At 50.9% G+C, this 24,989-nt stretch carries 29 protein-coding genes and 1 other annotated feature; of the genes, 12 read left to right on the top strand and 17 right to left on the bottom strand.

The annotated features are described in order from the left end of the window. Positions 1 to 91 precede the first annotated feature (91 nt). Positions 92 to 637, bottom strand: a complete 546-nt coding sequence (locus DFP95_RS11210) for a YqhR family membrane protein (protein ID WP_115992707.1) — start codon at positions 635 to 637, stop codon at positions 92 to 94. A gap of 188 nt (positions 638 to 825) precedes the next feature. On the opposite strand from DFP95_RS11210, the gene DFP95_RS11215 reads away from it, so the two are divergent. After that, the gene (locus tag DFP95_RS11215) at positions 826 to 1,761 is read left to right on the top strand and encodes a DUF1385 domain-containing protein (protein ID WP_115992708.1); all 936 of its coding nucleotides are present in this window, start codon (positions 826 to 828) and stop codon (positions 1,759 to 1,761) included. 73 nt (positions 1,762 to 1,834) lie between these two features. Further along, a complete protein-coding gene (locus DFP95_RS11220; RefSeq protein ID WP_245987558.1) occupies positions 1,835 to 2,146 on the top strand; it encodes a hypothetical protein in 312 nt (103 codons plus the stop codon). 66 nt (positions 2,147 to 2,212) lie between these two features. Here the strand turns inward: DFP95_RS11220 and DFP95_RS11225 are convergent, their stop codons facing one another. Together DFP95_RS11225 and mntR are read right to left on the bottom strand one after the other, a co-directional pair. Beyond that, entirely contained in the window at positions 2,213 to 3,172 is a 960-nt protein-coding gene (locus DFP95_RS11225; RefSeq protein WP_115992709.1) for a patatin-like phospholipase family protein, read from the bottom strand. Between the two features lie 167 nt (positions 3,173 to 3,339). Then, positions 3,340 to 3,762, bottom strand: a complete 423-nt coding sequence (gene mntR / locus DFP95_RS11230; protein WP_115992710.1) for a transcriptional regulator MntR — start codon at positions 3,760 to 3,762, stop codon at positions 3,340 to 3,342. Positions 3,763 to 3,908: 146 nt separating this feature from the next. On the opposite strand from mntR, the gene splB reads away from it, so the two are divergent. Continuing rightward, complete coding sequence (gene splB, locus DFP95_RS11235; protein WP_115992711.1) at positions 3,909 to 4,979, top strand: spore photoproduct lyase; 1,071 nt, start codon at positions 3,909 to 3,911, stop codon at positions 4,977 to 4,979. Between the two features lie 15 nt (positions 4,980 to 4,994). On the opposite strand, the gene DFP95_RS11240 is transcribed toward splB, so the two are convergent. From DFP95_RS11240 to DFP95_RS11260, 5 genes are all read right to left on the bottom strand, one after another. After that, positions 4,995 to 5,702 (bottom strand): cytochrome c biogenesis CcdA family protein, encoded by a 708-nt coding sequence (locus DFP95_RS11240; RefSeq protein WP_115992712.1) that lies wholly within the window; start codon positions 5,700 to 5,702, stop codon positions 4,995 to 4,997. A gap of 21 nt (positions 5,703 to 5,723) precedes the next feature. Then, positions 5,724 to 6,527, bottom strand: a complete 804-nt coding sequence (locus tag DFP95_RS11245; protein ID WP_115992713.1) for a metal ABC transporter permease — start codon at positions 6,525 to 6,527, stop codon at positions 5,724 to 5,726. Positions 6,528 to 6,533: 6 nt separating this feature from the next. Further along, positions 6,534 to 7,304 carry a metal ABC transporter ATP-binding protein gene (locus tag DFP95_RS11250; protein WP_115992714.1) on the bottom strand — a complete coding sequence of 257 codons (771 nt, stop codon included), beginning with the start codon at positions 7,302 to 7,304 and terminating at the stop codon, positions 6,534 to 6,536. Positions 7,305 to 7,357: 53 nt separating this feature from the next. After that, positions 7,358 to 8,296 carry a metal ABC transporter solute-binding protein, Zn/Mn family gene (locus DFP95_RS11255; RefSeq protein ID WP_115992715.1) on the bottom strand — a complete coding sequence of 313 codons (939 nt, stop codon included), beginning with the start codon at positions 8,294 to 8,296 and terminating at the stop codon, positions 7,358 to 7,360. A gap of 136 nt (positions 8,297 to 8,432) precedes the next feature. Continuing rightward, positions 8,433 to 11,033 (bottom strand): CHASE3 domain-containing protein, encoded by a 2,601-nt coding sequence (locus DFP95_RS11260; RefSeq protein WP_181907357.1) that lies wholly within the window; start codon positions 11,031 to 11,033, stop codon positions 8,433 to 8,435. Between the two features lie 167 nt (positions 11,034 to 11,200). On the opposite strand from DFP95_RS11260, the gene DFP95_RS11265 reads away from it, so the two are divergent. Further along, positions 11,201 to 11,641 (top strand): CBS domain-containing protein, encoded by a 441-nt coding sequence (locus tag DFP95_RS11265; RefSeq protein ID WP_115992717.1) that lies wholly within the window; start codon positions 11,201 to 11,203, stop codon positions 11,639 to 11,641. Between the two features lie 134 nt (positions 11,642 to 11,775). On the opposite strand, the gene metG is transcribed toward DFP95_RS11265, so the two are convergent. The 3 genes from metG to DFP95_RS11280 form a co-directional block, all read right to left on the bottom strand. Continuing rightward, the gene (metG, locus tag DFP95_RS11270; RefSeq protein WP_115992718.1) at positions 11,776 to 13,827 is read right to left on the bottom strand and encodes a methionine--tRNA ligase; all 2,052 of its coding nucleotides are present in this window, start codon (positions 13,825 to 13,827) and stop codon (positions 11,776 to 11,778) included. A 46-nt stretch (positions 13,828 to 13,873) separates the two neighbouring features. Further along, positions 13,874 to 14,115 (bottom strand) — a binding site (T-box leader). A 70-nt stretch (positions 14,116 to 14,185) separates the two neighbouring features. Beyond that, positions 14,186 to 14,422, bottom strand: coding sequence for a membrane protein insertion efficiency factor YidD (yidD, locus tag DFP95_RS11275; protein ID WP_115992719.1), 237 nt, complete (start codon positions 14,420 to 14,422; stop codon positions 14,186 to 14,188). Then, the gene (locus DFP95_RS11280) at positions 14,419 to 14,868 is read right to left on the bottom strand and encodes a Fur family transcriptional regulator (RefSeq protein ID WP_115992720.1); all 450 of its coding nucleotides are present in this window, start codon (positions 14,866 to 14,868) and stop codon (positions 14,419 to 14,421) included. Before DFP95_RS11280 ends, yidD begins: the two co-directional genes overlap by 4 nt. Positions 14,869 to 15,030: 162 nt before the next feature. On the opposite strand from DFP95_RS11280, the gene DFP95_RS11285 reads away from it, so the two are divergent. Further along, positions 15,031 to 15,270, top strand: coding sequence for a hypothetical protein (locus DFP95_RS11285; protein ID WP_115992721.1), 240 nt, complete (start codon positions 15,031 to 15,033; stop codon positions 15,268 to 15,270). A gap of 154 nt (positions 15,271 to 15,424) precedes the next feature. Here the strand turns inward: DFP95_RS11285 and DFP95_RS11290 are convergent, their stop codons facing one another. After that, positions 15,425 to 15,625, bottom strand: coding sequence for a hypothetical protein (locus tag DFP95_RS11290; protein ID WP_115992722.1), 201 nt, complete (start codon positions 15,623 to 15,625; stop codon positions 15,425 to 15,427). Positions 15,626 to 15,710: 85 nt separating this feature from the next. Next, positions 15,711 to 16,169, bottom strand: coding sequence for a hypothetical protein (locus tag DFP95_RS11295; protein WP_115992723.1), 459 nt, complete (start codon positions 16,167 to 16,169; stop codon positions 15,711 to 15,713). Between the two features lie 181 nt (positions 16,170 to 16,350). Between DFP95_RS11295 and DFP95_RS11300 the strand changes: the two genes are divergently transcribed. From DFP95_RS11300 to DFP95_RS29320, 6 genes are all read left to right on the top strand, one after another. Next, positions 16,351 to 16,587, top strand: a complete 237-nt coding sequence (locus tag DFP95_RS11300; RefSeq protein ID WP_115992724.1) for a spore germination protein — start codon at positions 16,351 to 16,353, stop codon at positions 16,585 to 16,587. After that, on the top strand, positions 16,587 to 16,802 hold the full coding sequence (locus DFP95_RS11305) for a spore germination protein GerPB (RefSeq protein WP_115992725.1): 216 nt from the start codon (positions 16,587 to 16,589) through the stop codon (positions 16,800 to 16,802). Before DFP95_RS11300 ends, DFP95_RS11305 begins: the two co-directional genes overlap by 1 nt. Before the next feature lie 14 nt (positions 16,803 to 16,816). Then, complete coding sequence (gene gerPC / locus DFP95_RS11310; protein ID WP_115992726.1) at positions 16,817 to 17,479, top strand: spore germination protein GerPC; 663 nt, start codon at positions 16,817 to 16,819, stop codon at positions 17,477 to 17,479. Then, on the top strand, positions 17,476 to 17,697 hold the full coding sequence (locus DFP95_RS11315) for a spore gernimation protein GerPD (protein WP_115992727.1): 222 nt from the start codon (positions 17,476 to 17,478) through the stop codon (positions 17,695 to 17,697). Before gerPC ends, DFP95_RS11315 begins: the two co-directional genes overlap by 4 nt. Further along, positions 17,694 to 18,077, top strand: a complete 384-nt coding sequence (locus DFP95_RS11320; RefSeq protein WP_115992728.1) for a spore germination protein GerPE — start codon at positions 17,694 to 17,696, stop codon at positions 18,075 to 18,077. Before DFP95_RS11315 ends, DFP95_RS11320 begins: the two co-directional genes overlap by 4 nt. A gap of 112 nt (positions 18,078 to 18,189) precedes the next feature. Further along, a complete protein-coding gene (locus DFP95_RS29320; RefSeq protein WP_115992729.1) occupies positions 18,190 to 18,324 on the top strand; it encodes an MYXO-CTERM sorting domain-containing protein in 135 nt (44 codons plus the stop codon). Between the two features lie 77 nt (positions 18,325 to 18,401). Here the strand turns inward: DFP95_RS29320 and DFP95_RS11330 are convergent, their stop codons facing one another. The 3 genes from DFP95_RS11330 to DFP95_RS11340 all read right to left on the bottom strand — a co-directional run bounded on the left by DFP95_RS11330 (position 18,402) and on the right by DFP95_RS11340 (position 23,221). Continuing rightward, positions 18,402 to 20,084 carry a PucR family transcriptional regulator gene (locus DFP95_RS11330; protein ID WP_181907358.1) on the bottom strand — a complete coding sequence of 561 codons (1,683 nt, stop codon included), beginning with the start codon at positions 20,082 to 20,084 and terminating at the stop codon, positions 18,402 to 18,404. Positions 20,085 to 20,434: 350 nt separating this feature from the next. Beyond that, positions 20,435 to 21,022 carry a zinc-ribbon domain-containing protein gene (locus tag DFP95_RS11335; protein WP_181907359.1) on the bottom strand — a complete coding sequence of 196 codons (588 nt, stop codon included), beginning with the start codon at positions 21,020 to 21,022 and terminating at the stop codon, positions 20,435 to 20,437. A 153-nt stretch (positions 21,023 to 21,175) separates the two neighbouring features. Continuing rightward, positions 21,176 to 23,221, bottom strand: a complete 2,046-nt coding sequence (locus DFP95_RS11340) for a beta-galactosidase (RefSeq protein WP_115992732.1) — start codon at positions 23,219 to 23,221, stop codon at positions 21,176 to 21,178. Between the two features lie 126 nt (positions 23,222 to 23,347). Between DFP95_RS11340 and DFP95_RS11345 the strand changes: the two genes are divergently transcribed. Then, positions 23,348 to 24,187 (top strand): AraC family transcriptional regulator, encoded by an 840-nt coding sequence (locus tag DFP95_RS11345; RefSeq protein ID WP_115992733.1) that lies wholly within the window; start codon positions 23,348 to 23,350, stop codon positions 24,185 to 24,187. On the opposite strand, the gene DFP95_RS11350 is transcribed toward DFP95_RS11345, so the two are convergent. Beyond that, on the bottom strand, positions 24,164 to 24,913 hold the full coding sequence (locus DFP95_RS11350) for a DUF1361 domain-containing protein (RefSeq protein ID WP_115992734.1): 750 nt from the start codon (positions 24,911 to 24,913) through the stop codon (positions 24,164 to 24,166). The two genes, DFP95_RS11345 and DFP95_RS11350, sit on opposite strands and share 24 nt — an antisense overlap. Positions 24,914 to 24,989: the final 76 nt, after the last annotated feature.

Below are 24,989 nucleotides of genomic sequence, written 5' to 3' on the forward strand. Positions count from 1 at the left end.
GCAATCGCATCGCGACCGGTTGACGTTTTCCCGAGTAAACTTCACCAGACATTGTAACATATTCCGGCTTCTCAGGAAAACGCTCCTTTCGTTAGGAGGCAGGCTGAGGATTTCCTTTTTTCGCTCCCGTCTTTGGCTCCCGCTCCGCTTCGTTATGAAGCTCGAACGCAATGCTGAACCCGATGAACAGTCCCCATAGCAGGAATAGACAAAGGTCGGTCGTGATGCTGTTCCAGCCGATCGTTCTAAGCTGAGGTACCGCTCCGACAAGCGGGCCGATAAACGCATATACCAGCCCCCACCATCCCGCACCGAACAGCAGCCCTGGCCATGGACCGCTCAACCGTCCCAAAATCGCTAAATAAACAAGAGCCGCAAGCATCGACATGAAGATGAATGCCGCCAATCCCGCGGCTTGCCAGTAGAATCCTCCAAGGTTCGTCCTAATCGCGAACGGATCGAGCAAGAAGGCTTGAATGACGCTCGTAAAGTTCAAACCGGTCAGCAGCCATCGGACGAGACCCCATATCAGCCCCGCGAAAAAACCGATTTTCAAGCTGAACAGCACTGGGTTCGTAGGCTTGGGACTGTTGCCGTTTTTATCGGGATTGTCCGCCTCGGCATTCGCTCTTGTCATTATTCCACCCAACCTCGTAGAGATGATTTGGAAAATCTTCGGTTTAGTATTGCTCGAAGGCCGACAATCTAATCGCTGGCGCAAGAGTCTTCCATTCCCTGTGGCTTTATAACCTTTAATCTAGTAAAATAGACGTACTTGGGCGGAATTCATCCATCCAGAGTTTCAAGCAAAGCAGGTGGCCAAACGTGTCCGAGAAATCTACCGCCGTCTATGGCGGACAAGCAGTAATAGAAGGCGTCATGTTTGCCGGCAAGCACGTTCACGTGACCGCCGTGCGTCGAAAGAATAAGGAAATCACGTTTCTTGAGGTTCCCAAGAAACCGACGCCGGTCCTTACAGCGATCAAAAAAATACCGTTCGTGCGGGGAATCGTGGGAATTATCGAATCCGCAGCCAAGGGATCCCAGCATTTGACTTATTCTGCCGAAGCTTACGCCGAAGACGAAACGACGCCCGAAGATGCGGCCAAACCTAAGCAAAAGGAACGTTGGAATCTCACCATGATTCTAGGCGTGGCTCTTGTGGGTATACTATCCTTTGTCGTCGGAAAACTTATTTTTACATTAGTGCCGGCATTCGTGGAAAGTTTGATCTTTGGACAATACTTCGAGAATAAGATACTACACAACCTGCTGGAAGGCGCTATCAAGATCGTTTTCCTGCTTTGCTATCTTTGGTTCATTTCGCAAACCCCGTTGATCAAGAGACTATTTCAATACCATGGCGCCGAGCACAAAGTTATCAGCGCTTACGAAGCCGGTTCGGAGTTAACCGTCGACGCGGTGCAGAAGTACAGTCGGCTTCATTACCGGTGCGGTAGCAGTTTCATTATTTTCACCGTTATCGTCGGCGTTATCATCTATTCCTTCTTCACTTGGGATACTATGGGCGAAAGAATCCTTCAACGCATTATTCTGTTGCCAGTAGTCCTAGGCGTTTCCTACGAAGTGCTTAGATGGACGAATGCTTTGAGGGACGTTCCGGTATTGAAATGGCTCGGAGCTCCGGGCTTATGGTTGCAGCTTCTTACGACCAAAGAACCACTTGATGACCAGGTCGCCGTTTCCATCGCATCCTTCAACAGAATGAGGGAATTGGACCGGCAGGTCAGCCCAAACTGATTAATGTTTCGTGCGTCGATTAATTAATCGCAATTTCGCATCGCTCGATCCGTTTCATAGGAGGAGGAGTAAAATGAGAAACCGAATCCAACCTTGGTTTGCCGTCGTGTTGGTGTTTATGGCTATCGGCGTGGCTACCAGCTTTTTTCAAGGATCTACGCAGTCGTGGCTCATTCCCCTTTCGCTTGTGGCTATCGTTTTCTTGCTGTATAAATTCCCTCCGTCCAGATGGAAGTCCCCGCCTAACCGCGGACGTTCCCAGGGCAAAGGGCCTCGCCCGGATTTTCGCCGCACGGGAGCCAAGCCGGACAAACGCCGTCCTTCCCCGTTCACGGTCATTGAAGGACGCAAGAACAAGGATGACGAACCGCCGCGTTATCATTAACAAACCAAGTAAACCCGCCTTGCCGACTGGATCTCGATCCAGTGGCAAGGCGGGTTTTTTATTTTCCTATCGGGTGGAAAACGATACCTTGAGCTTCCCTTGCTTGCGGTCCCAGCTTTGGAAAAACTTTTCCCCGGCCGAAAGTCCCGATTCATATAAGTCATTGCTTAATTGCGGCGACAAATTAAACTGCGTGCTGCTAACCCCAAGCGAAGGAATTTTAATGGTGCGGATCAGATTGTGCTTCTCGATATACCGCTCATCGTGCGCGCTAAGCATCGTATCGAACATGGCTTGGAACATCGTGATGGGCCCAACGATGGAATGAGGCTGCGCTTCCGTTCGGCCAACCATCTGAAAACCGATTACGGGTATCGGCGTTCCCGCTTGGACGTCGTCTTCGAACAACCATAGAGGAAAATTGCTCAGCAGTCCCCCGTCCACGATATAGGAGCTTATGGTTTTTACATCGTTTTTCTTCCTATTCTTAAGCGGTTGTTTAAGGATAACCGGATCGAAGAAATACGGAATGCTCGTGCTCATTCGGATGGCTCGCGAAACGGGGAGTTCGCCCGGATCGATTCCATATTGGGTGATGTCGTTCGGCAGTACGAGCAGCCTGCCGTTCGTAATGTCGGAAGCTACGATCCGTAGCTTCCCGACGGGTAAATCTGCGAAGTTCCTGATTCCCTTCGCTCCGAGCAGTCCATCGATCCATTGTTCCACGGCATCCCCGGAATATAATCCTTTTCGCAACAGCAAACGCGCAGCCGGTCCGATAAATTTCGTATCGAATACGGGATTACGCTTTAAGAGCTTCCGAAAGGGAGTCTTCTCAATTAATTCCCTCATTTCCATCGCCGAGTAACCGGCAGCCAGAAGCGCTGCGACAATACTTCCGGATGAAGTTCCCGCGATACGGTTGAACACGATTCCGCACCGCTCCGCCGCGCGTACCGCCCCCGTGAGCGATATGCCTTTCACGCCTCCGCCTTCGAAGACGGCGTTCACAGGAGTCGTTTGCATTGGATTTCCCTCCGCCCGGCGGTTCGGTTCGCCAATATCCGCCTCGCTAACATCCATATGCGTCTATTTACATGCCTAATACAATTAATAAAGCTGCCTATCCGAGGTTTTCCCCCAGGAAAGGCAGCTTTGTCCGTTCTTTTGACTTTGTATGGTTGTTCAATCCTTCAATCATTATCCAGTTCGGAGCGTATCCGGCTTAGTTCCTCTCCGCGCGAAGAATCCCGGTTGAAGTACTCGACTAAGGTTTCGATGCACGTAATCGAATCCCAGCTCAGATGGTGCTCAATTCCTTCTACGTCCCCGTAAATCTTATCTTCCTGAACACCGATAATGTGCAGAAAGGTTTCAAGAAGATGATGCCGGTCGACCAACCTTTTACCCATTTTCTTCCCTTTGTTCGTCAGGACAAGGCCTCGATACTTCTCGTATATGAGGTAGTTATCCTTATCCAGCTTCTGGATCATCTTCGTAACCGATGAAGGATGCACTTCCAGCCCCTCGGCAATATCGGAGACGCGGGCATACCCCTTGTCCTCGATCAACCGATAGATCCGTTCCAAATAATCTTCCATGCTTGGGGTCGGCAAAGCAAATCCCCCTTTCCATCAATATCATACACTGCCCTGCGGTCGCGGAGCAAGTCCCGAAGTGTCGAAAAGAATCGGAGTCCCCCGCATAACGCATAATAACAGTTCAAAACCATTAACCTATTCCGGAAGGAGGGTGCATCTCGATGAACACGACCGTAACGGATGCCCCGTCGCGTCAAGCGAAGGAAACGGCTCTATTCGTTCCCGAGCTCGTTTATTTCGAACCTGCGGCGCTGGAGTATCCGAAAGGCCGACGAATCCTTGAATGGGTCAAGGAACGCGGCTTGCCTTATCAAATGACTACTTCGCACAATCGAATTACGAATCTGCCGGGCGAGACGGAATCCGAGCAATACAAAATTGCCAAGCGAACGTTAGTGGTCGGTATTCGCAAGACATTAAAGTTCGATACGTCCAAACCGTCCGCCGAATACGCGATGCCTCTTGCCACGGGATGCATGGGTCACTGCCATTATTGTTATTTGCAAACGACGCTCGGAGCAAAGCCTTACATCCGCGTATACGTCAATATTGACGAAATCTTGCAAGCCGCGCAGCGATATATCGACGAGCGAGCGCCTGAGATCACCAGGTTCGAAGCTGCCTGCACCTCCGACCCGATCGGATTGGAGCACTTGTCGGGCTCGCTGGCCGATGCGATTACTTTCATGGCGGACCAGCCTCTAGGAAGGCTCCGTTTCGTCACGAAATTCCATCACGTCGATTCCTTGCTGCCCCTTTGGCATAACGGGAATACGCGCATTCGATTTAGCGTGAACGCGGATTACGTAATCAAAAATTTCGAGCCCGCCACCTCCCGTTTCCACGAAAGAATCGAAGCCGCCGGCAAAATCGGACGAGCGGGATATCCCCTCGGCTTTATTATCGCGCCTATTATTTGGTACGACGGCTGGGAGGCTGGCTACGGCGAACTGTTGGCGAAGCTGGCGGAGGCATTACCTCCGGAAGCGACTCGCGACCTGACCTTCGAGCTTATTCAACACCGGTTCACGAAGACGGCCAAAACGATCATCGAAAAAAGATATCCCAAATCCAAACTCGAGATGGACGAAGAGAAACGCAAGAAAAAATGGGGACGCTGGGGACAGCACAAATACGTTTATCCGGATGAACAAGCCGAAGCGCTCCGCGAGTTCATCACGGAGCGCATCTTCGAACATTTTCCCGAAGCTAAGCTGGAATATTTCACTTAGAGAACGAAGCGTAAGTTAGCCCAGCCAAGTTGGAGTTATCCCCTGCAACCAAATGGTTATCGAAGTCATTTTGTCCGTGAACAGGAGCATGCCCATCAGGATCATGATCGCGCCGCCTATCTTCATGAGCGCGTTGGAATATTTCAATATCCAGCGCGCCGTGCCGAGGAAGAAGGCAAGCACGAAGAACGGAACCGCGAATCCGAGCGAATAAGCCGTCGTTAATCCTACCCAAGTTCCCGGATGGCTCGCGGCTAATAACAGGATGGATCCCAAAATAGGACCTACGCAAGGCGACCATCCGGCCGAGAAGCCGATCCCGAATACGAATGAGCCCAAATACCCGGCCGGTTTCCACTTCATGTTCAGCTTTCGCTCCTTCAACAGAAGCTGAGGCTGAAATATCCCCATCAGGAACAGCCCCATAAGAACGATGAAAATCGACGAAATTCTGCGAATCGTATCCTGATAATCGCGAAAAGCATCCGCGAACACGTTGGCTCCATAAGCAAGCCCGAAAAAAATAACGGAAAAGCCCAAAATGAAAAAGAACGTATGGCTCATCGTTTTGAATCTCATGCTTCGACTCGTATCCGTTTTGATTTGATTCACGGAAACTCCCGTTATGTAAGATAGATACGCGGGATATAAGGGCAAGCAGCAGGGCGAGATGAATGAAGCGAATCCTGCAGCGAATGCGATGCCGACGTTAACGTCCGCCATGGTGCGATTTCCTCCTTCGGGCTACGCCCGCATAATGCGCGTCGTCGTGATCGACACGATGAGAATGCCGATCAGTAACAGCACGATCGTTCCTCCCGGAGCCAAATTCCATACCCCCGCGATCCACAAGCCCGCTAACACCGCAGCTTCGCCGACCAGGACGACCAATATAACCGCCTGCTTGAAGCTGCGGGATAAGGTTAGTCCGATCGCGGCGGGAATCGTCAGCAACGCGGATACTAGCAATGCACCTACGATTTTTATAGAAGCGCTAATGACTAAGGCGGTCAGGATACTGAGCATGATATTGAAGTATTTTACGGGCAAGCCGCTGACGGCAGCCGCTTCTTCGTCGAAGGTCAGAAGGAAAAGCTCTTTTTTATGTATGAGCACCGTCGTCAGGACGATGATCGTCACGCCCGCGATGACCCAAATATCCGTTTGATTAAGCGTATAGATACTTCCGAATAAATAAGAGGTCACATTCATTTTGAAGCTCTTGCCCATCGTGAACAACAAGGAAGCGAGGGCGATTCCACCCGACATAATGATAGCTATGGATAATTCCGCATAAGTACGATATGCCCTGCGCAGCACCTCTATCGCGAACGATGCCAATATCGCGAACACTAGCCCGACCGCGACGGGGTAGATATGGATGAGGAAGCCTAAAGCGACTCCGGCTATGCTCACGTGCGCCAATGTGTCTCCGATCATCGCCAGGCGCCTAAGCACTAGGAATAGACCCATAAGCGGAGCCGTCACCGCGATAAGAGCTCCGCCGATCAATGCCCTTTGAAAAAATTCCGCCGTCAAAATATCCAACCTAGATTAACCTTCTTTCCTTAAGGAATGCAGCAGATCCGTTCCATCGCAATCCTCAAGATCATGGGAGTGCCGTACGTAGAACGAGAGCTTGCCGCTTTGTTCTTTCGGCTCCTGCCCTAAGTAGGATCTCACCATGTCCATATCGTGCGACACCATCAAAAAAGTAATATTATGCCGCTGATGCATATGCTTGATCATATGGAAAAAGCTCTGTTGCGTCTCTACGTCTATGCCCGATAACGGCTCGTCCAGAATGAGGAGCTTCGGATTGTTGATGAGCGCGCGCGCCAGAAATACGCGCTGCTGTTGGCCGCCGGATAAAGCTCCGATTCTCTTGTCTCCAAGGTCTTGGATTTTCAAAGCGCCGAGCGCGTCTTCGCTCCTGCTGACGTCTTCTTTGGACAGTCGGCGAAACATCTTATTCCGGCCGTATAAACCCGACAACACTACTTCCCTGACCGTTGCCGGAAAGAGCGGATTAAAATGATTCCTCTGAGGGACGTAGCCGATTTGATTCCAATCTTTGAATTGCGCGGCTGGTTTGCCGAACAAGGAAATCGAGCCCTTTTGCGGCCGGTTAAGACCGACGATCATCCTAAGCAGCGTCGTTTTACCCGCCCCGTTGGATCCGATAAGACCTACGAAATCACGCTCCATGATTTTGAAGGAGACGTCGGACATAATGACCTGCGAGTCGAACGAAAAAGAAACTCCGTCCAATTTAACGATCTCCTGGTGGCATCCCGCCTGCTGTATCGTATCTCTATTAATCATGCAGGGTACTCCTCTTCGTTGCCGGCTTAAAGCCGTATATCCTCTATGTTAGTTTACCGCAATGCCTTGTGCAAGTTTTCAAGGTTCCGTTCGCTTAGCGAGAAGTAATCTTCTCCCGCTTGCTCTTGCTCGGGAGTTAAGCCTTCAAGCGGATTCAGTACCAATGTATCCACGTTCGCTTCGTCCGCGAGCGTTCTCGCCAATTGTTCGGATACGAGTTCCTCGAAAAAAATGTAAGGGATTTCGTGCTCTTTCACGAATCGCGAAATCTCAAGCAGATCCTGGGCGCGCGGCTCCGCTTCGGGCGACAAGCCCATGATCGCAATCTGATTCAAACCGTAATCGCGGCACAAATAACCGAATGCCTGATGGGATACTACGATATCCCGTTTTTCGTACACGGCGAGTTCCTGCGCATACTTGGCGTCCAATTGAATCAACCGTTCGTTAAGCTCCGCATACCGAGCTTCGTAATTTGCCTTGTTAACCGGATCTGCGCTAACGAAAGCCTCCACAACGTTGGCGGCCATTACGATCGCGGATCGCGGACTCACCCAGGTATGAGGATCTACGCCAGAATCGGAGTGTTGTACCCCTTCCCCGTCTTCTTCGTTTCCGTGTATCAATTCGATCCCTTGGCTTGCCTCGATCGTCATGACTTGGCTGTCCGAGCCTAAACCGTGCAGAAAATCGTCGACCCATCCTTCAAGTCCGGCACCGTTATAAAGGAATACCCGCGCTTTGGATACGGCTGTCAGATCGCTGCTCTTCGGCGTCCATTCGTGGGGTTCAACCCCCGCCGCGATCAGATTAACGACGAACGCGTTATCCCCTCCGATTTCCTTCGCCAGGAAATAAAGCGGGTAGAAGCTGGTGACGACGTTCAGTTTGCCTTCCGCTTGCCGGTTCTTCTCGTTTTTGCCGCATCCCGCGCTAAAAACGAGAGCTATCGAGCTTAACGTTATAAGTAAAAGTTTGGAAATTTTAATCATCAGTTCTTCCCCTTAATCGTAAACATTTTTATTAACAAACCCGATTATATCCCCCTCCCCATTCGGTGTCAACAGAAAGACCCGTCTCGAAGGCATGGCTAGCCTCGACGGGTCTTGCGAATTCCCAGCATACTTCTTAGGATTTAAGATGACTTATCATAACGGAGATCAGGCTTGGCACGTGAATCGGTTTGCTAATATAATTGGAAGCTCCCGCTTCCAGGCATTTATTCTCGTCTTCCTTCATGGCTTTCGCCGTCACGGCGATTATCGGCACCTTAAGTCCTCGTTGTTCGCGAATCACTTGGATCGTTTCGTACCCGTCCATATCCGGCATCATGATGTCCATGAGGATATAGTCGAAAGAGTGCTCGGAAAGCTTCCGCAGAGCTTCGTGCCCGTCCCGCGCTACTTCAACTTGCATTTTGAATTCGGCTAAAGCGTTCGAGAGAGCGAGCAAATTGCGTTCGTCGTCATCGGCAATGAGAACCTTCATCCCGTTTAATCTGTGCTCCAGCATTAAGTCCGCGAGGGATAGGATGGACGAGCCATTCTGGCGTTCATAATCCGCGTAACCCGCGGAGACCAGTTTATCGCCATGGGTTTTGTCGTCCGTTATTCCGCTACCGGTCTCCAAGAGCGGCAAGAACAGCTTGAATTCGCTGCCTTGTCCGACCGTGCTCTCGACGACGATTCTGCCCCCCAGCAATCTGGCAAGCTGGTTGGAGATCGTCAAGCCTAGCCCCGTGCCTCCGAATTTGCGCGCGGTTCCTCCTTCCGCCTGAGTGAAAGCCTCGAATATCATTTCGTGCTGCGAGGCCGGAATGCCCCGGCCCGTGTCCTTGATCGCGAATACGAGCTCCGCTTTCTCCCATTCTTCCCGCGATACTTGCGCGATCGTCAAGGTCACGCCTCCGCGATCCGTGAACTTGAATGCATTGGACAACAGATTCTTGAGAATTTGATGAACTCGGAAGACGTCGGATACGAACCATAGAGGCGCGTTAGGATCGATGACGATTTGGAAAGCAAGCGCCTTCTGTTCCGCCAAGCTAGTGAAGTAGCTTTCCATGGTGAGCTTGATCTCTTCCACGACAACCGGAGTCATCTCGATCTCCAGCTTGCCTGCCTCGACCTTGGACAAGTCCAGAATGTCGTTGATTAAATTCAACAAATCTTGACCCGCCGAGTGAATAGTCGTGACGTAGTGGATTTCCTCTTCATTAAGGCGATTGCCCGAATTACCCGCGAGAAGCTGCGATAAGATCAGCATGCTATTAAGCGGCGTTCGCAATTCATGCGACATGTTCGCAAGAAATTCGCTTTTGAAGTTCGAGCTTCTTTGCAAATCTTCGTTCAGGGCAAGCAGCTCGGTCGCTTGCGCGTTCAATTCCTCCGATTGGACCTGCAGTTCTTCGTTCACCGTTTGGGACTCAGCGTACAGGTGCTCGATTTCCTTGCGCCTAGTGGCCGACTGAATCGTAACTCCAAGCATATTCACCATTTGCTCCAGCAGCTCGATGTTCTCCGTCGTGAATTCATGGAAGTGAGCCAACTCCAACACGGCAACGACTTCCCTTTCGAACTGCACGGGAGCAAGCACTAGCATCTTCGGAGCCGAATGGCCGATTCCGGACTGAACCTGGGCGTAGCCTTCCGGAATGTCCCTAACGGTAATCCATTTGCCGTCTTTGGCGCATTGTCCGACAAGACCTTCGCCTACGCGGAATTCTTCCCGTCCGAGCATATCGGATCCCCCTGCGAAGGAAGCCGCTTTGATCAATTTGTTGCTATGCTGCTTGAGATAGAGAATCGCATAGGGAACCTCGAAGATGCTCGAGACGCGGCTGACGAACAGGTTGATCAATTCGTCGACCTCGTTCTGCTCCTGCAGCTCCTTCGACAATCGAGCGAGATGATCCTTGGATTGGTTCTGCCGCTGAACGGCGTCGAGCAATTCGTTCGTCGCCTTGCCCAATTCCCTGACTTCGTCTCGAGTTTCGATTTCGATTCTTTTGTCCAAGCCTTCGCCCGAGGAAGAAATCTGGACAATCGTTTCGGTTACCTGCTTCACCGAACGAACGATTCTCCCGGAAATGAACCAGCTGATCAGGAACGAGATCACGAATACGGCTAACCATGAAACATACAAAATGAAAATAACGAATTGATTGTTTTCTTTTAAGGCGGCGACGCGATCCTCGGTTAACGTTTGCTCGGTCGCCCGGAACGAATCGATCTGATTACGGATCGCGTCCACTTGCGTTTTTCCTACATTATTGAGGAAGAACCGCTCGATTGCCGCCGTATCCCCGTTTTTTTGCGCATCGACTGCGTATTGTCCCGCCGTCTCTATCCACTTTAGGATGTTGGTACGGATGGCATCCAAGTTAGCTTGCTGATTGGGATTATCCGTTAACAAGGATCGCAAGGAGCCGTAATTCAGCTCCCAGGATGAAATCGCCGCATTGTAGGGCTCGAGATAATTCTCGTCTCCCGTAATGACGAATCCTCTCATACCCGTTTCCATGTCCAGCATTTGCTTTTCTATTAAGGAAATCAGTTGATGCACCTTGAAATCATGATCGCTAACGAAGGTGATCTCGTCCTGAAGGTCGCTATTTCTTGAAGATAAGACGGTTATCGCAATAAGCAGAAAAATCATGACGAGCATGTTGCCTAAGATGATCTTCGTGCGTATCGATATTTTTCTTTGCGTATACAATTTGCTCCCCAACTTTCTCCCATATCTATATGTCTCTATCATAACTCACCTTTTTTGATATGAAAATGCTACAAACCTCTTTCCACACCTTCCCTAAAAACATCCATGTTCATGAAACGCATAAGAATTTCCATGCTGGGTAATGTTAGTTCGGTATCCAATCGAAAGGAGCGAAGAACATGCGGAAAATCTCTGATATTATGTCTACCGATTGCATTACGGTTTCGCCGCAAAGCAATATAAACGAAGCGGCGAAAATGATGAGAGACCATGATATCGGCTTCTTGCCGGTCATTGACGGCGGTAAGCTGATCGGAGTAGTGACGGATCGCGATTTGGTCGTTCGGGGGTATGCGAACGATCAATCCGGCTCTTCTTCGGTAAAAGAAGTGTTATCCGGCAACGTTCGGTCTATTTCGCGGAATATGTCCATCGACGAAGCAGCTTCGTTGATGTCCGCCGAGCAGATTCGAAGATTGCCCGTCGTGGAGAACGGAGAATTGATCGGCATACTCTCCATAGGAGACTTGGCTACCCGGGATATTTTCGTTAGCGAAGCCGGTGAAGCGTTAAGTCAAATATCGGAGCAGGACGGTTCGCAGTCCAACTTTGCCCATTAGGTAAAGTAGATCCATTTTGTAACGCATAGCGTCGGGTAAACGCATAAAGAAACCGTTCATTCGTAAGTGGAGTTAACCAACCCCCTTACGAATGGAACGGTTTCTTTGTCGATTTGGCCTTGAGCTCGGGTTACTTACTTCACGATCGCCCCGTTAGGCATGCCTTCCGGGACGGTGGCCAGCGTCAATTGATCTCCTTGCGAGGCGGCAAGAACCATCCCCTGCGACATCTCTCCGCGTAGCTTAACCGGCTTCAGGTTCGTGACGCATATCACCTTGCGGCCGACCAGCTCTTCCGGCTTGTAAAACTTGGCGATACCGGATACGACCTGCCGCACCTCGAAACCGAGATCCAACTGAAGCTTAAGCAGCTTATCCGCTTTCGGAATAGGCTCGCAAGCGATGACTTGCGCGACGCGAAGCTCAACCTTCATAAACTCGTCGATAGAGATTTCCGGCGCTTGATCCGGCGAAAGATCCGAAGAAGAATTCGAGACGTCGTTCGCGTTTCCGGATGTTGCAGCCGCGTCGGCCGCAGGAGCCGATTGCTCGGGAGCAGCAAGCGTTCCCCCCGACATCGCGCCGGCGATCCAAGCCACCTCCTCCGCTAATTCTAGACGCGGGAATATCGGATCTCCCTTGCTCACCTTGGAGCCGGCGAGCATATTCCCGAATTCGTTCAAGCTATCCCATCCGGTTAACTCGCCTTCCGCCACTCCAAGCTGCGACCATATGCGCCCCGGAGTATGCGTAAGGAAGGGTTGTATCAAGACGGAAACGATTCGCAAGCTTTCCGCTAAATGGCCCATAACGGAGGCTAGCGCCTCCCTATTCGACTCTTCCTTGGCAAGAGCCCAAGGCTTCGTTTCGTCGATATATTTGTTCGTACGGCCTACGAGGGCCCAAATTGCGCTTAAAGCCACCGAAAACTCCATGTTCTCGATCGCCGTCTCTACCTTGTCGACAGTCGATAGCGCCATCTGTTCCAAATCCGCGTCGAATTCCGTCAAGCCCATCTGGAACGGTGGTAGTACGCCGTCGAAATATTTATCGATCATCGCCACCGTGCGGTTCAGCAAGTTTCCAAGATCATTTGCAAGATCGTAGTTGATTCGCTCTACGAAGCCTTCGGGAGTGAACGCCCCATCGGCTCCGAAAGGAACTTCGCGAAGCAAATAATAACGAACGGCATCGAGCCCGAAGTGCTCGATAAGCTTAAGCGGATCCACGACGTTGCCCTTGGACTTCGACATTTTGCCGTCCTTCATCAGCAGCCAGCCATGCGCGAACACTTTTTCCGGCAACGGGAGTCCGAGCGCCATCATCATAATCGGCCAATAGATCGTATGGAATCGGACGATCTCCTTGCTCATCAGATGGACGCTTGCAGGCCAATACTGGCGGAATAGTTCGTCGGAATCCGTGCCGTATCCGAGCGCCGTAATATAATTGGACAAAGCGTCGATCCAGACGTAGATGACGTGCTTAGGATCTCCGGGAACGGGAACTCCCCAGTTGAACGTCGTACGGGAAACAGCCAGGTCTTCCAGACCCGGTTTGATGAAATTGTTGATCATTTCGGTTTTGCGCGATTCCGGCTGGATGAAGTCGGGGTGCTCGTCGTAATAGGCCAACAATCTGTCCGCGTACTTGCTCATTCGGAAGAAGTACGATTCCTCCTTGACCAGCTCTACGGGATGCCCGCTATCCGGGCTCTTGCCCCCGATGACTTCGCCCTTCTCGTTGCGCACGATATCCGTCAATTGGGTTTCGGTATAGTAGGTTTCGTCCGAGATGCTGTACCAGCCTTCGTATTCACCCTTATAGATATCGCCTTGTTCCAACAGCTTCGAGAAGATTGCCTGAACGACTTTCGTATGGCGCGGCTCGGTCGTGCGGATGAAATCGTCGTTCGTGATTTCGAGCTTCTTCCACAGCTCCTTGATCCCGACCACGATATCATCCACGAATTGCTGCGGCGTCTTGCCGGCTTCCTGGGCTTTGCGCTCGATTTTCTGTCCGTGCTCGTCCGTCCCGGTCAAGTAGCGTACGTTATACCCGCGAAGTCTCTTGTATCTGGCCATCGCGTCCCCGGCCACCGTCGTATAAGCGTGCCCGATATGCAGCTTGTCGCTCGGATAGTAAATCGGGGTAGTGATATAAAACGATTTGTTCGCTTCCGTCATCGTTTCCAACTCCTTATTGGGTTTTAAAGACAAAAAACTCCCGTCCGTATGGGACGAGAGTTGTAACTCACGCGGTACCACCCAATTTTCCGACGCGTCATCTCTACGCGCAGGCTCATTAAGAATCATCCGCTAACGCCGGATCCGCGTCATTCCCTTACATGCAATCCATGCTCGGAGACGATTCCTCCGGGACCATTTTCCAAAGCTGCCCTATACCGGTTCACAGCATCCCCGGCTCTCTGCGATAGGCGCACGTCTTCGTACTTATCCCTTCATCGGAAGGTTTGATATTGTGCTGTTCGCCAAAATATAACCGAACAGCTTCGAATCTGTCAAGTCCGCGAATCCGATCCCTTCAATTCGGCGATTTCGGAAGCGGAACCGGGTCGTAGCCCCCTCGGTGGAAGGGATGGCATTTGGAAATTCTGCGAACCGCCAAATAGGAGCCCTTCAATGCGCCGTGAACCTCTATCGCTTCCAGCGCATACTCCGAACAGGTCGGCAAGAAACGGCAAGAAGGCGGCGTTAACGGCGAAATGACCTTTCGGTAAAACCGAATCGGGGCTTGCAGCGTAATTCGTACGATTCTCATCGGCGTTCACTGGCGACAGCGATGTCGTTCGAAGCCACTTTGCAGGAGCCGCAATAGCCGAATACTTCGAATTTATGCATAACGACCTCGAAATCTCCCGGAACGTCGGTTTCCGACATCGGACAGAAGCGGATCGGCGTCGTTCGTTGGCATTGCAGGCAGATCATATGATGATGATGATGCAGCTCCTCGCAGCTCATCTTGAATTTAATTCCGTCTTCGAACATGATTTGCTCTACGATATTCATATCGGCCAATAAACGCAGATTACGGTACACCGTATCGAAGCTAAGCCCGGGGTATACGCGTTGCATATGCTCATAAACTTCCATGGGTGACAAGTAACCGGCGGCATCGTCGAACAAATGGACCATCGTCTTTCGCTGTTCCGTGATCCGAAGCCCTTCCCGGGACATACGCTGCATGATTTCTTCAGTCGTTCCCAAAAAGATCCCTCCCGTTTAGGCGATTATCCCTTAACTATGCAGGAAACGAGAGTTTCAGTCAAACAGTCGCAAGATGCGGGCGAGCCCTCTAGGCCTTAGAACAGTTCAAATAGGTATTCTCCTCGTATACTGTAGCATATCCAGGAAAGGAGCTGATAGGCATTGTCAAATTGTCCGAAATGCAATGATAAAGCGGTTTTCGATCCGCCGCAAACGGTATTCGAAGATTATTACCACCCCCAACAGGTGAACGTCATTCATCAGGTCAAAGTCGTTAGAAGACACCACTGCGTCCCGGTCTACTGCCACACGACGACGGTTTCGGTAGAAGACGTCTATTGCGGCGATTTCGAGGGAAACAATCGCGGTGCGCAAACTTCAGCCTTAAGAAAAAAACGGTAATCATTTGCCTCCCAATCAGCTGCCCCGGCCGCGCGAACCCGACGCGCTCGGGGCAGTCTTCGTTATTCGGCATAAAAATGGCTATCCGAACGATCGTTGCCGATCGACTCGGATAGCCATTTTATCTGCATTTCATCTGCCGCGCGGCCTGTGCTTAAGAGAACCAAGTGTTGACCACCAGAATCATCCCGACGAACGAAAGCGCGGACAATCCCATGTACATACCGCCTTGGCGTTTCTTTAATTGGAAAAACCGCAATACTCCCAGGCTCAGGAACGAACCTATCATCATAATGAAAATTACTCCCGTTACGAACAGCCCTGCGGATACATCCTTGATATCGACCAAATCCAAAAAAATGACCCCCTAAAGCGGTTGCTCCTAGCCTTGCGTGCCTTTACGTAAACCGGCTTGTTGCTTTCTCTAGCATTATACCGATTTACGACCGGATAAACAATTCGTATTCCGACTTTTCCGGTGGTCTGCGCTTAAAGCGAACGACAAGCAGCCTGTCTTTCTTCATCACGGCCTGGCCGGTACGGGCGTAGACCAAGCATGGCAGACGGACGGAACGCTTCTTGTCCGCGGGAAGACCGAGCAAACGGAGGCGATCGGAGGTCGCGAACAGCTGCAACTTGCTCATCTCTATCTCGGGTGAAAGCTTGATGGACACATGGACGAACTTGGCATCGTGCTTCGTTTCCGTTTGGATACCTTGCGTATGGGCTCGGGCATCGGGTTTGGAGTGCTCGAGAATGTTTTTAACGTAATGGTTCAACCAGTTCGAGTCGCTGCCTTGATCCCAATTATCCACTAATTTCCATGGTATATCTTTACCGAGCCACTTCTGGATATCTTTCCAATCCGGCAGCGGCCCGCTGTCAAAGAAAGAGCTCACGACTTATCCCCCTACGTTAAAAATGGCGACGAGCTCATCGCCGCCCAGATTCTTTCTTTAGACTATGTCTGCAACTCTTTTCCTGTGCGCCGATTGCATCGGATTGCCGTAGAAATGAACCTCTGGGCATTCGCCTTCATACACTGTTCCATGACCTCGATGCGAAGGAGTCGTTGTGCCCATGCCTTGTATTGTTGGCAATGTCAAAATCCTAAGCGTAGGCAGTGCCGGCATCGTTCAGTTCGGGGATGCGATTCAAGTTTCTCCATCTAGCACCACCAAGACCTACGCCGGTTCCGGTTCTTTCCTGACAGGCGATTTGTCTAGAAGCAACAATGCCATCAGCGCGACGAATACGAACGATCCGGACGTTCAAGATTCCTCGGACAATACCATAGGCAACTCGGGGGTTATCTGATGAATTGGAATATCCACCAAACGATTACGATCGGTCAGCTCCGGGTAGATGCAGTAACCAATTCGTCCGTCTTGCAAATCGGCAGCGCCGGCAATATTCAAGGCTTATCTCAGCTTTACAATTCGGGGGGATTTACCGATTCGGCTCCCCAGCTTAACGAATCGGGGGAAGATACCTCTCAATTGTCTCTCGTTCCGTTGCCGAATCCTACGTGAGAGAAGGAATTCCGATGCAACAACCTTATATATGGAACGCTAATTACCAGAATCCTAGTCCGTCGCCTAACGCTCCTGATTGGCAGGCTTGGATTCAAAGGCTCTATGAGTCCGAATTGAGGCTCCAACAAATGTCGGCGCAGCTTGCCGACGTGCAGAAGCAACTGGACGACATCAAAAGCAAACCTCCGCTTCATATCGAATACCACTTCGACCAATTAAAGGTCAATCGCCTGGAAGGAACGCTAAACGTCGGAATATCTCCTCAGGGCATCTCGGGAATCGAATCCTTGGAAACCCCGGACCCCTCATGCTGGAAAATCAATTCCGATCCGCCGGATGAAGCCGCGGTGCCTATTCGCAACCTGCAAGCTGAAATGTCGGACTATATGAAGACGAATTCCAACGCTGTTTTATTAGAAATGGAAAGACAATTCGGAGTTTCGCTAGACGAAGAACACCGTCGCAGAGTCGTAGACGACGTAGCGAAGCAATTGAACGAGAGAGTTCATTATTACGCCAGATCGTCCGATTATCCCGCTCAAGGTACAGAGGAAGAACGCGATAAGTGGAAGAATGCGATAATCGAGAAAACGCGTCGCGACATTCGAGGCGCTTTCTCTGCCTATCTGAGCAATCAACGACAAGCTATGAAAGGAAGCGATACCGCTCCATGACAACGCCTATCAACCTGAATGTAACCAACGGCCCCGTAAGCGTAGGCTCTATCTGCATTCTTGGCGTATCCAGTTCATCATCTCTATTGATCGGAGATACCGAATCGCTGACGCTGTATTCTTATTTCGACACGCCGCCGGAGTCCGTTATCGTCGGTAATTTGGCCCCTCTTCCCTTACTTGAAGAAGAAGAATCGGAAGAACAGTCCCCTACATGAGCATTCAATGCAGAAATACAACGTTGCTAAGACTTTTCGTCAATACCGTCAGTTCTTCCGGCATTGTTCAATTGGGAGATGTGAGCGAAACGTCCCAACGTTCTAAAGCTCTTGCCATTCAGAGAGCTATAGCCAACTATGAGGAAGATGAATTTCATTTCGCTTCCTACGAGTTGTATTATCTCCCGAAGAAAACGTTGCAGCCCTGCGTTCCGGTTAATTTCCAAAGCTGCGCTCCCTTGCCCAACATAAATATCGGGTTCGTCAGAGCGGTGGGCGTATCCGCTTCATCCATCCTTCGCGTAGGTTGCGGCGGGCCGCTTCGGGCGGAATCCAGAATCAAGCATATCCGGCAGTTCAATAACCGGGTCATTAGCTGAAAAATACGGAATATCCGTCTACCCGGTACAAACGTACAGGAGTACCTATGCCCCCCGCCATATGCTGACATTGTGATTCGCCATCACAAACACAAAACGGGAGGTTTTCTAAATGGGTTATCCGGTTGCGAACGCAGCAGCAGCAGGTTGTGGATGCGGACCTACACACGGTGGAGGCATGGGTGCGGCAGCTTTCGCTTTGGTTCTCTTCATTCTTCTGGTCATCATCCTACGCGCAGGCTACTAATCGTTAGTGCTTGATTTCTGAACGGTAAAAAGCAGCCCCGTCCAATGGACGGGGCTGTGTGTCGCCGCTATAAGGGCTCACCCTGATGTTCCAGGGGTGATCTGGCCCAGCTTCAACGCGAGATGAAGCTGCAGGCGATCTTCCGGATCATCGAGGGAAACGCCAAGTATAGATTGTACCTTCTCCAAACGATAAACGATCGTGTTGTAATGAGCGTATAATCTCTCCGAAGTTAACTTAATGTTGCCGTTGCAACGGAAGAACATCTCCAACGTCTCCACTAAACGCCCCCCTCCTTTACGGTCCGCTAATTGCAGCGGCGCGGAGTACCGGGCAAGAAACTGCTCGCGCTCCTCCCCGGACGGAATCAAATAAAGCAACGAATACACTCCAAGCCGGTCGTAGGAAACGATCTCGCCCGGAAGCCCGCACACATCGGCAACCTGACGCGCGCGCTTGGCTTGCGCCCAGCTACCTTGCAGGCCGTCGGAACGCTCGATCACTCTGCCCGCGAATAATTTCAATTCCCGATCTCCAAGCAACCCCCGAAGTTCGGCGAGCAATCTGTCGATCAATTGCGCGACCGCCTCATCCCTGTCCGTTCCCGCAAGAGGAATCTGACCAAATGGAAGAACAAGCGCCAAATCGTCTCCGATCGGAGCCGCGAGCAAGCCGTCCACGGACCGCAGCCTCTCGGATCGAAGTCTCCTTGCGATTTCCCTAAGCTTCTCAGGCGGTTCTGCCGAACGTCCACCGACCAGAATCGCGCACATCGGCGTTCCTTCGGGAATCGAGCATCCGCATACGTCAGCCCTTAACTTCCAATCCGCCTCCGACACGATTTTGCCGGATAACCAATCTTGAAGGAATTGATCCAGATATTTCCCTTCGACTTCTCGCACCGCTTCCACGTTCGCCAGCTCCAGACCGGCAAGCGAGGACAAGCGTTCTACGCTGAGCACGTCGATCGGTTGGATATCTCGATTACGTTCTACCAACACCAAACATGCGTGCTTCATTCTCTTCGTCGGGATATGGCTCACATAAGTCCGATAAACGTTCTGCAGCAGCATAAAACCGTTGTTCGACCCTTTTCCCACCTGCCGGTACGTGAGGGACTGCAACAGCGGCCATACTTCGGTTGGCTCCGCGCTTCTCAGGCCCTTCGATAGCCACGGCTTGTCGTTCTCGCGTACGACGGATACCGGATTGTCCAGCATATCCTCCATAGCATCCAAAAAAGCATAAAGGCCGCTTCCGTCTAGAAGCAGACGGGACATGCTCTGAATGCGATTTTGCAAATCGGATAGCTGCGAGGTTTCTTGAGCCAGCACCCTTTCCATAACGATACTGACCACATCGGAAAATAAGGTATCGCCCGACAATTCGAGCAGCGGTAATCCTTGCTTCTCCGCTTCGGCTACAACTTCCGGAGGTACCTTTTCGAAATAGCTTATCGTTTTAATCCCAAGTCCGGACACTCCGCGCTTCACCAGCTCGGGTACCAGTTGCCGCAAAAGTTCAGGGTTGTCCTTGAACGGGTATCCCGTAGTCATGAGGAATTCTCCCGGCCTAACCCAGGAGTTAAGATCGGGCGCTTCCATGATGTTGACCCGGGTGATGTCCCGCTGAATTCCTTTCGCGCCAGCCAGCAACCGTGCTTTCTTCAGCAACGGGATGGCAAGTAGGTCCTTGACTGTAAATGCGGCTTCCTCCGATTGGCTTCCGGGGAACGTTTCATTGCGCGGCAACATGGCCATTGAGGGTACCTCCTTCATGTGGGTCCTGATCAAGATATTTAGATAACAATAGATACGTTAACTATAATGACGTTTAAGTGGATATAAAACCTCTTTCGCTCTTTATGTTATATTTTATTACACAATCGGGCGATTGTCTTTAGGTAATAATACTAGTAATAGTGAAATTTCAATATCGCAACCTCATATATTATATAATTCAGCCCAAACACGTGTCATGTTATATAACAAAATAGTTTATGAAATGCAAAGAAACCCAAGCGACGACGATATCGCTCGGGTTTCTTTATGAAAATCGATCCAGTGAATTCATTGTGCGATTGGGTGGTCGAGCAATAACGTTCTTGCCCCTAAGATTTACGGGTCGGCTGCCCGCATGCCGGGCAATAATGACTATCCGCGTACAAAGGAGTACCGCAGCTCTGACATATTTGGCGTTCGTCGGCGTAGCTTCTGGATGTCTCCGGCTCGTTATCTTCCGTGACGATTCCTTCGGTCGTATCTCCCGCAACGGATTCATCCGGAACGATAGGATCGACCTGAATGGCCGATTTCTCGAACGGAATCGGTTCGGGCTCCGGGAATTTGTGGCCGCAGGATGAACAGAAACGGGTATCTTCCGCTAATCTCTTACCGCAAACGCAATCCTTCTCGTTGCGGATCGCTTTAATCCGATCGTCAAGCGACTCGATTTCGTTACGGATTGCCGTAATCTCTTCGCAGATAGGCATAACCTTCGATTGGGCTAAAGACAGATCATGAGCCAGGTAACCTTCATATACGGATTCGCCGATTGTCGCGAACAATTTATCTATTTCTTTGCGTTTACCCGATATTTGCGCGTTTAACCTCGTCACTTCCACGGTCTGTTGCGCTTTCTCGGTCGCCGTCGTAACCCCTTTGCTAACCGTATCCGAAATTTTCTTGAAGAAACTCATCAGACTACACTCCTCTCTACTGCTTATTATCTCATACGAGGCGACTCGAAACATGGTTCCAGAAGCCTTAATCGGGACGAGGAATAAATTGGAAAGCAAAGAAGACTCCCCGATACCGTGCAATTCCGGCTTCGGGGAGTCTCCATCTATTTTTTAGTCGTCTAATTTAACGATCCATACATCCCGACCTGCTAATTCGGAGTTGCCGCTTAATTTCCTATCTGTCAGCAGATCAATTCCGCTCTTTTCCCCTAGCGAGACCTTCGATGGTTCCGCGTTATGGTTCATGACGAACAAATAACGGTTCCCGTCCTTCTCCCGCAGGGAAGTTTCTACGCCCTCAGGAGCAAATGCGACCAAAGGCTTAATATTCAGATCCGCGCATAGCTTCGTTAACCAGTCCTGCAGGAAAGCCGGCTCCGGGCTAGTCGCAACGTACCAAGCTTCTCCCGCGCCGAACTTGTTGACCGTAAGCGCAGGCATGCCGGCGTAGAAATCCTCTCCGTATTCCGCAACGGCTTCGGCGCTTTCGCAGTGGATGAGATCGCACAAAATTCCGCAGTCGTAAGCAGGCTTGAGTCCTTCCGATCCGGACTTCACGACGATCCGGTTGCTCTGTGTCGGCAACAGCGCATCGATCTCTTCCGACCAGATGCCCAATAGCTTGCGAAGCTCTCCAGGATATCCTCCAAGGGTAACGATGTCGTTCTCGTTGACGATTCCGCTGAAGAAAGTCGTAATAAAGGACCCGCCATTACGGACGTATTCTTCCAGCTTATCGGCCAAGCCCGGTTTAACCATATACATCACTGGTGCCAGAACAAGGTCGTACTTGCCGAGGTCGGCATCGATCCCCACGACGTCTACCGCGATATTCGCGCGATAGAAGGCATCGTAATATTTATGCAGCTCGTCTACGTATTTCAAAGCGACGCTTGGACCGCTGGACAATTCAACCGCCCACCAGTTTTCCCAGTCGAATAGAATAGCGACTTTCGACTTCACGCGGGCGTCGATCAAGGTATCCCCTAGCTTGTGCAGCTCCGAGCCCAGCTCCGCGCATTCGCGGAATACCCGGGTATTCTCGTGCCCAACATGCTCGATAACCGCCCCATGGTATTTCTCGCACGCGCCGACCGATCGCCTCAATTGGAAGAACAACACCGTATCCGCCCCGCGAGCCACGGCTTGATAGCTCCAAAGCCTCATGACTCCGGGACGTTTCAACGAATTGTACGGCTGCCAGTTTTGCTGACTTGGCGTTTGCTCCATCAGCATAAACGGCTGATCGCCCTTCAAACCGCGCATGAGGTCGTGCATCATTGCCGTATAACTGAACGGAGTATCCAGCGACGGATAGTTGTCCCATGAAACGACGTCGAGATGTTTGGCCCACTTGTGATAATCCAATTCCTTGAACGCGCCCATTAGATTCGTCGTAACTTGAATATCCGGCGTATGCTTCTTAATGGCTTCATACTCAAGCTTATAGCAATCCAGCAAGCTATCGGACTGAAAGCGGGCATAATCCAAGGACAGACCTTGGAAGTTCGAAGCGGTGTTCCCGTTAAGCCCCTTCCATTCCTCGCTTAGCGAGCTCGGCGGAACGATCTCTTCCCAATCGTAGAACGTGTGGCCCCAGAATCCCGTATTCCATACGCGATTCACGGTTTCGAGCGATCCGTAGCGTTCTTGGAGCCATTCCCGGAAAGCGGATGCGCAATTGTCGCAGTAGCAGTAGCCGCTATATTCATTGGAAATATGCCAAACCAGCAATGCGGGATGGTCCTTATAGCGTTCCGCGAGACGTTCCGCCATCTTGGCGGAGTACTTGCGGTAAGTCGGGCTATTCTGGCAGGAATTATGCCGGCCTCCGAATTTCCGCTTGCGGCCATCGAATCCTACTCTGAGGACGTCCGGATATTTGCGAGCCATCCACGCCGGATGAGCAGCCGTGCTGGTGGCCAAGCATACGCCGACGCCGTCCGCATGGAGCTTGTCCATCATCTCGTCCAACCATCCGAAATCGTACGTTTCCTCGTCAGGCTGGTTTTTCGCCCATGCGAAGACGTTAAGAGTCGCGACGTCGATCCCCGCTAGTTTAAACATCCGCAAATCTTCATCCCACACCGGCTTCTCCCACTGATCCGGATTATAGTCTCCGCCGTACCATATCTTAGGTTTGCTTGAATGAATCATCGAGGCACCTCGTTAGATGTAATAGGATAAAATGTCGATTTCTCTCTCATTATATGTTTAATTAATCCTATATCCTATATAATAAAAGCGTAATTAGATATAACAATCCGGAGGTACACAGTTCATATGAGCTTTCATCGCATCGTTTCTCCCATACCGACCGAATCATTGCCTTTGCAGACGGAAACGATCGGAATGAATCCGGATCAAGAATATATAGGGCGGCCCGAAGGCTACCCTTGCTTTCATTGGCTTCAGACCATCGAAGGGGAAGGAGAAATCGTTATACAAGGCACGGCAATCAAACTCCCCGAGAGAACCGGCATTCTTGTCCTTCCTCGAGTTCCGCATTCCTATCAGGCCAAGAGCCCGGTTTGGCAAACCGCTTACGTCACCTTCACCGGAACGATGGCGTCCAATCTTGCAATCGACCTGTATGGCGCCTATCCGGATAAGATCGCCTGGGACCGGAACGACGACGAAATAACGGAACAATTCGATCGCATTCTTCGACTCGCCGAGTCCGGAACGGATGTATCCGGATGGAAGAGCTCCGCGGAATTGTATCGTTTCCTGACCCTGCTCAAGACGAACGGAACAACCAATCGCCTGCCCTCCTTGTCGCGACGGTTGGAGAGAGTACAGCATTTGCTCGATTGGCTGGAAATAGAATATGCCAACCCCGATCTGGGATTGGCATTGATGGCCGAGCAATTGAATATTGGCGAACGTCAGATGAACGAGCGGTTCAAGGAGCTATTCGGCCAATCGGCCTACGCTTACTTGATTCAGCTAAGGCTCCGCAAAGCCAAGGAATGGCTACCTTCCCGCCCGGATTGGACCGTTCGCCGGATCGGAGAAGCCGTAGGCTTTCGGGACGCCAGCCACTTCGTCGCGACCTTCCGCCAGAACGAAGGGATGACTCCCGAGAAATACAGAAGGTTACATGGTTCTACTCCGACCTAAGTCGCTTGCTCCTATTTTCGCGTCGTCGGTTAGATGCACTTGATTCCTCCCCAAGATAAAGAGAGAGATATACACGATTAGGATTAAAGTGCCGAATAACGCGGTAAAGATAGCCGAGCGGGCGTTAATTCCTTCGATAACCCCTTCGATCAGACTAAAAGGGCTTAACACGTCCCAACTATTAAATCTGCCGACCCTTCCAAGATATACTCCAAAACCGCCAAGGAAAGAGACGACCAAGATGAATCCCCATCCGACCCACGAGGCGATATAATGGGCCACTATGGAATGGAAATGCCTCATAGAGAGATAGCCGAGCAACAGCCCGCACCAGGAAAACAAGAAAAACAGCACCAAATCGAACCACAATAGCAAGCTCTGCTCATAAGAAGAGCCATAGCTCGGACTGAAAATAAGGTGAATGAAATCGGTCGTTAAATACGGGGCATTCGGATATAAGAGAAGCCAAGCGACCCCGCAGCCGAGCAGTCCTACTGCAAGAAACGCCCCTTTCGCGATTCGGGTCAGCACGAGAGAGAACATGGAGACGACAAGCGGCAGCCACGCTAGAAAGAGATTCCACAGGAGAAACCGATATTGATCATACTCCGTTTGAGACGCTCTTACGACGATGAGCACGGCGCATAGGACGGACGTCCCTGTCAGTACGTAAAACAAAGGGTCGATAATTGGTTTGGCGATCATTGGAACGTTTGACTTCCTCATCAAGTTGCCCCTTCCGGTTTAATCCACTCCAATACATTTTGTATCATTTTATCATAAAATGCAACTCTACCCAAAT

The organism is Cohnella lupini (assembly GCF_003386205.1).
Lineage (GTDB): Bacteria > Bacillota > Bacilli > Paenibacillales > Paenibacillaceae > Cohnella > Cohnella lupini.

Coding starts and splice junctions, on each gene's coding strand:
- DFP95_RS11210 (WP_115992707.1), bottom strand. CDS start 637: ATGACAAGAGCGAATGCCGAGGCGGACAATCCCGATAAAAACGGCAAC.
- DFP95_RS11220 (WP_245987558.1), top strand. CDS start 1,835: ATGAGAAACCGAATCCAACCTTGGTTTGCCGTCGTGTTGGTGTTTATG.
- DFP95_RS11225 (WP_115992709.1), bottom strand. CDS start 3,172: ATGCAAACGACTCCTGTGAACGCCGTCTTCGAAGGCGGAGGCGTGAAA.
- splB (WP_115992711.1), top strand. CDS start 3,909: ATGAACACGACCGTAACGGATGCCCCGTCGCGTCAAGCGAAGGAAACG.
- DFP95_RS11240 (WP_115992712.1), bottom strand. CDS start 5,702: ATGGCGGACGTTAACGTCGGCATCGCATTCGCTGCAGGATTCGCTTCA.
- DFP95_RS11250 (WP_115992714.1), bottom strand. CDS start 7,304: ATGATTAATAGAGATACGATACAGCAGGCGGGATGCCACCAGGAGATC.
- DFP95_RS11255 (WP_115992715.1), bottom strand. CDS start 8,296: ATGATTAAAATTTCCAAACTTTTACTTATAACGTTAAGCTCGATAGCT.
- DFP95_RS11265 (WP_115992717.1), top strand. CDS start 11,201: ATGCGGAAAATCTCTGATATTATGTCTACCGATTGCATTACGGTTTCG.
- metG (WP_115992718.1), bottom strand. CDS start 13,827: ATGACGGAAGCGAACAAATCGTTTTATATCACTACCCCGATTTACTAT.
- yidD (WP_115992719.1), bottom strand. CDS start 14,422: ATGAGAATCGTACGAATTACGCTGCAAGCCCCGATTCGGTTTTACCGA.
- DFP95_RS11300 (WP_115992724.1), top strand. CDS start 16,351: ATGCCTTGTATTGTTGGCAATGTCAAAATCCTAAGCGTAGGCAGTGCC.
- DFP95_RS11305 (WP_115992725.1), top strand. CDS start 16,587: ATGAATTGGAATATCCACCAAACGATTACGATCGGTCAGCTCCGGGTA.
- gerPC (WP_115992726.1), top strand. CDS start 16,817: ATGCAACAACCTTATATATGGAACGCTAATTACCAGAATCCTAGTCCG.
- DFP95_RS11315 (WP_115992727.1), top strand. CDS start 17,476: ATGACAACGCCTATCAACCTGAATGTAACCAACGGCCCCGTAAGCGTA.
- DFP95_RS11320 (WP_115992728.1), top strand. CDS start 17,694: ATGAGCATTCAATGCAGAAATACAACGTTGCTAAGACTTTTCGTCAAT.
- DFP95_RS29320 (WP_115992729.1), top strand. CDS start 18,190: ATGGGTTATCCGGTTGCGAACGCAGCAGCAGCAGGTTGTGGATGCGGA.
- DFP95_RS11330 (WP_181907358.1), bottom strand. CDS start 20,084: ATGGCCATGTTGCCGCGCAATGAAACGTTCCCCGGAAGCCAATCGGAG.
- DFP95_RS11335 (WP_181907359.1), bottom strand. CDS start 21,022: ATGAGTTTCTTCAAGAAAATTTCGGATACGGTTAGCAAAGGGGTTACG.
- DFP95_RS11340 (WP_115992732.1), bottom strand. CDS start 23,221: ATGATTCATTCAAGCAAACCTAAGATATGGTACGGCGGAGACTATAAT.
- DFP95_RS11345 (WP_115992733.1), top strand. CDS start 23,348: ATGAGCTTTCATCGCATCGTTTCTCCCATACCGACCGAATCATTGCCT.
- DFP95_RS11350 (WP_115992734.1), bottom strand. CDS start 24,913: ATGAGGAAGTCAAACGTTCCAATGATCGCCAAACCAATTATCGACCCT.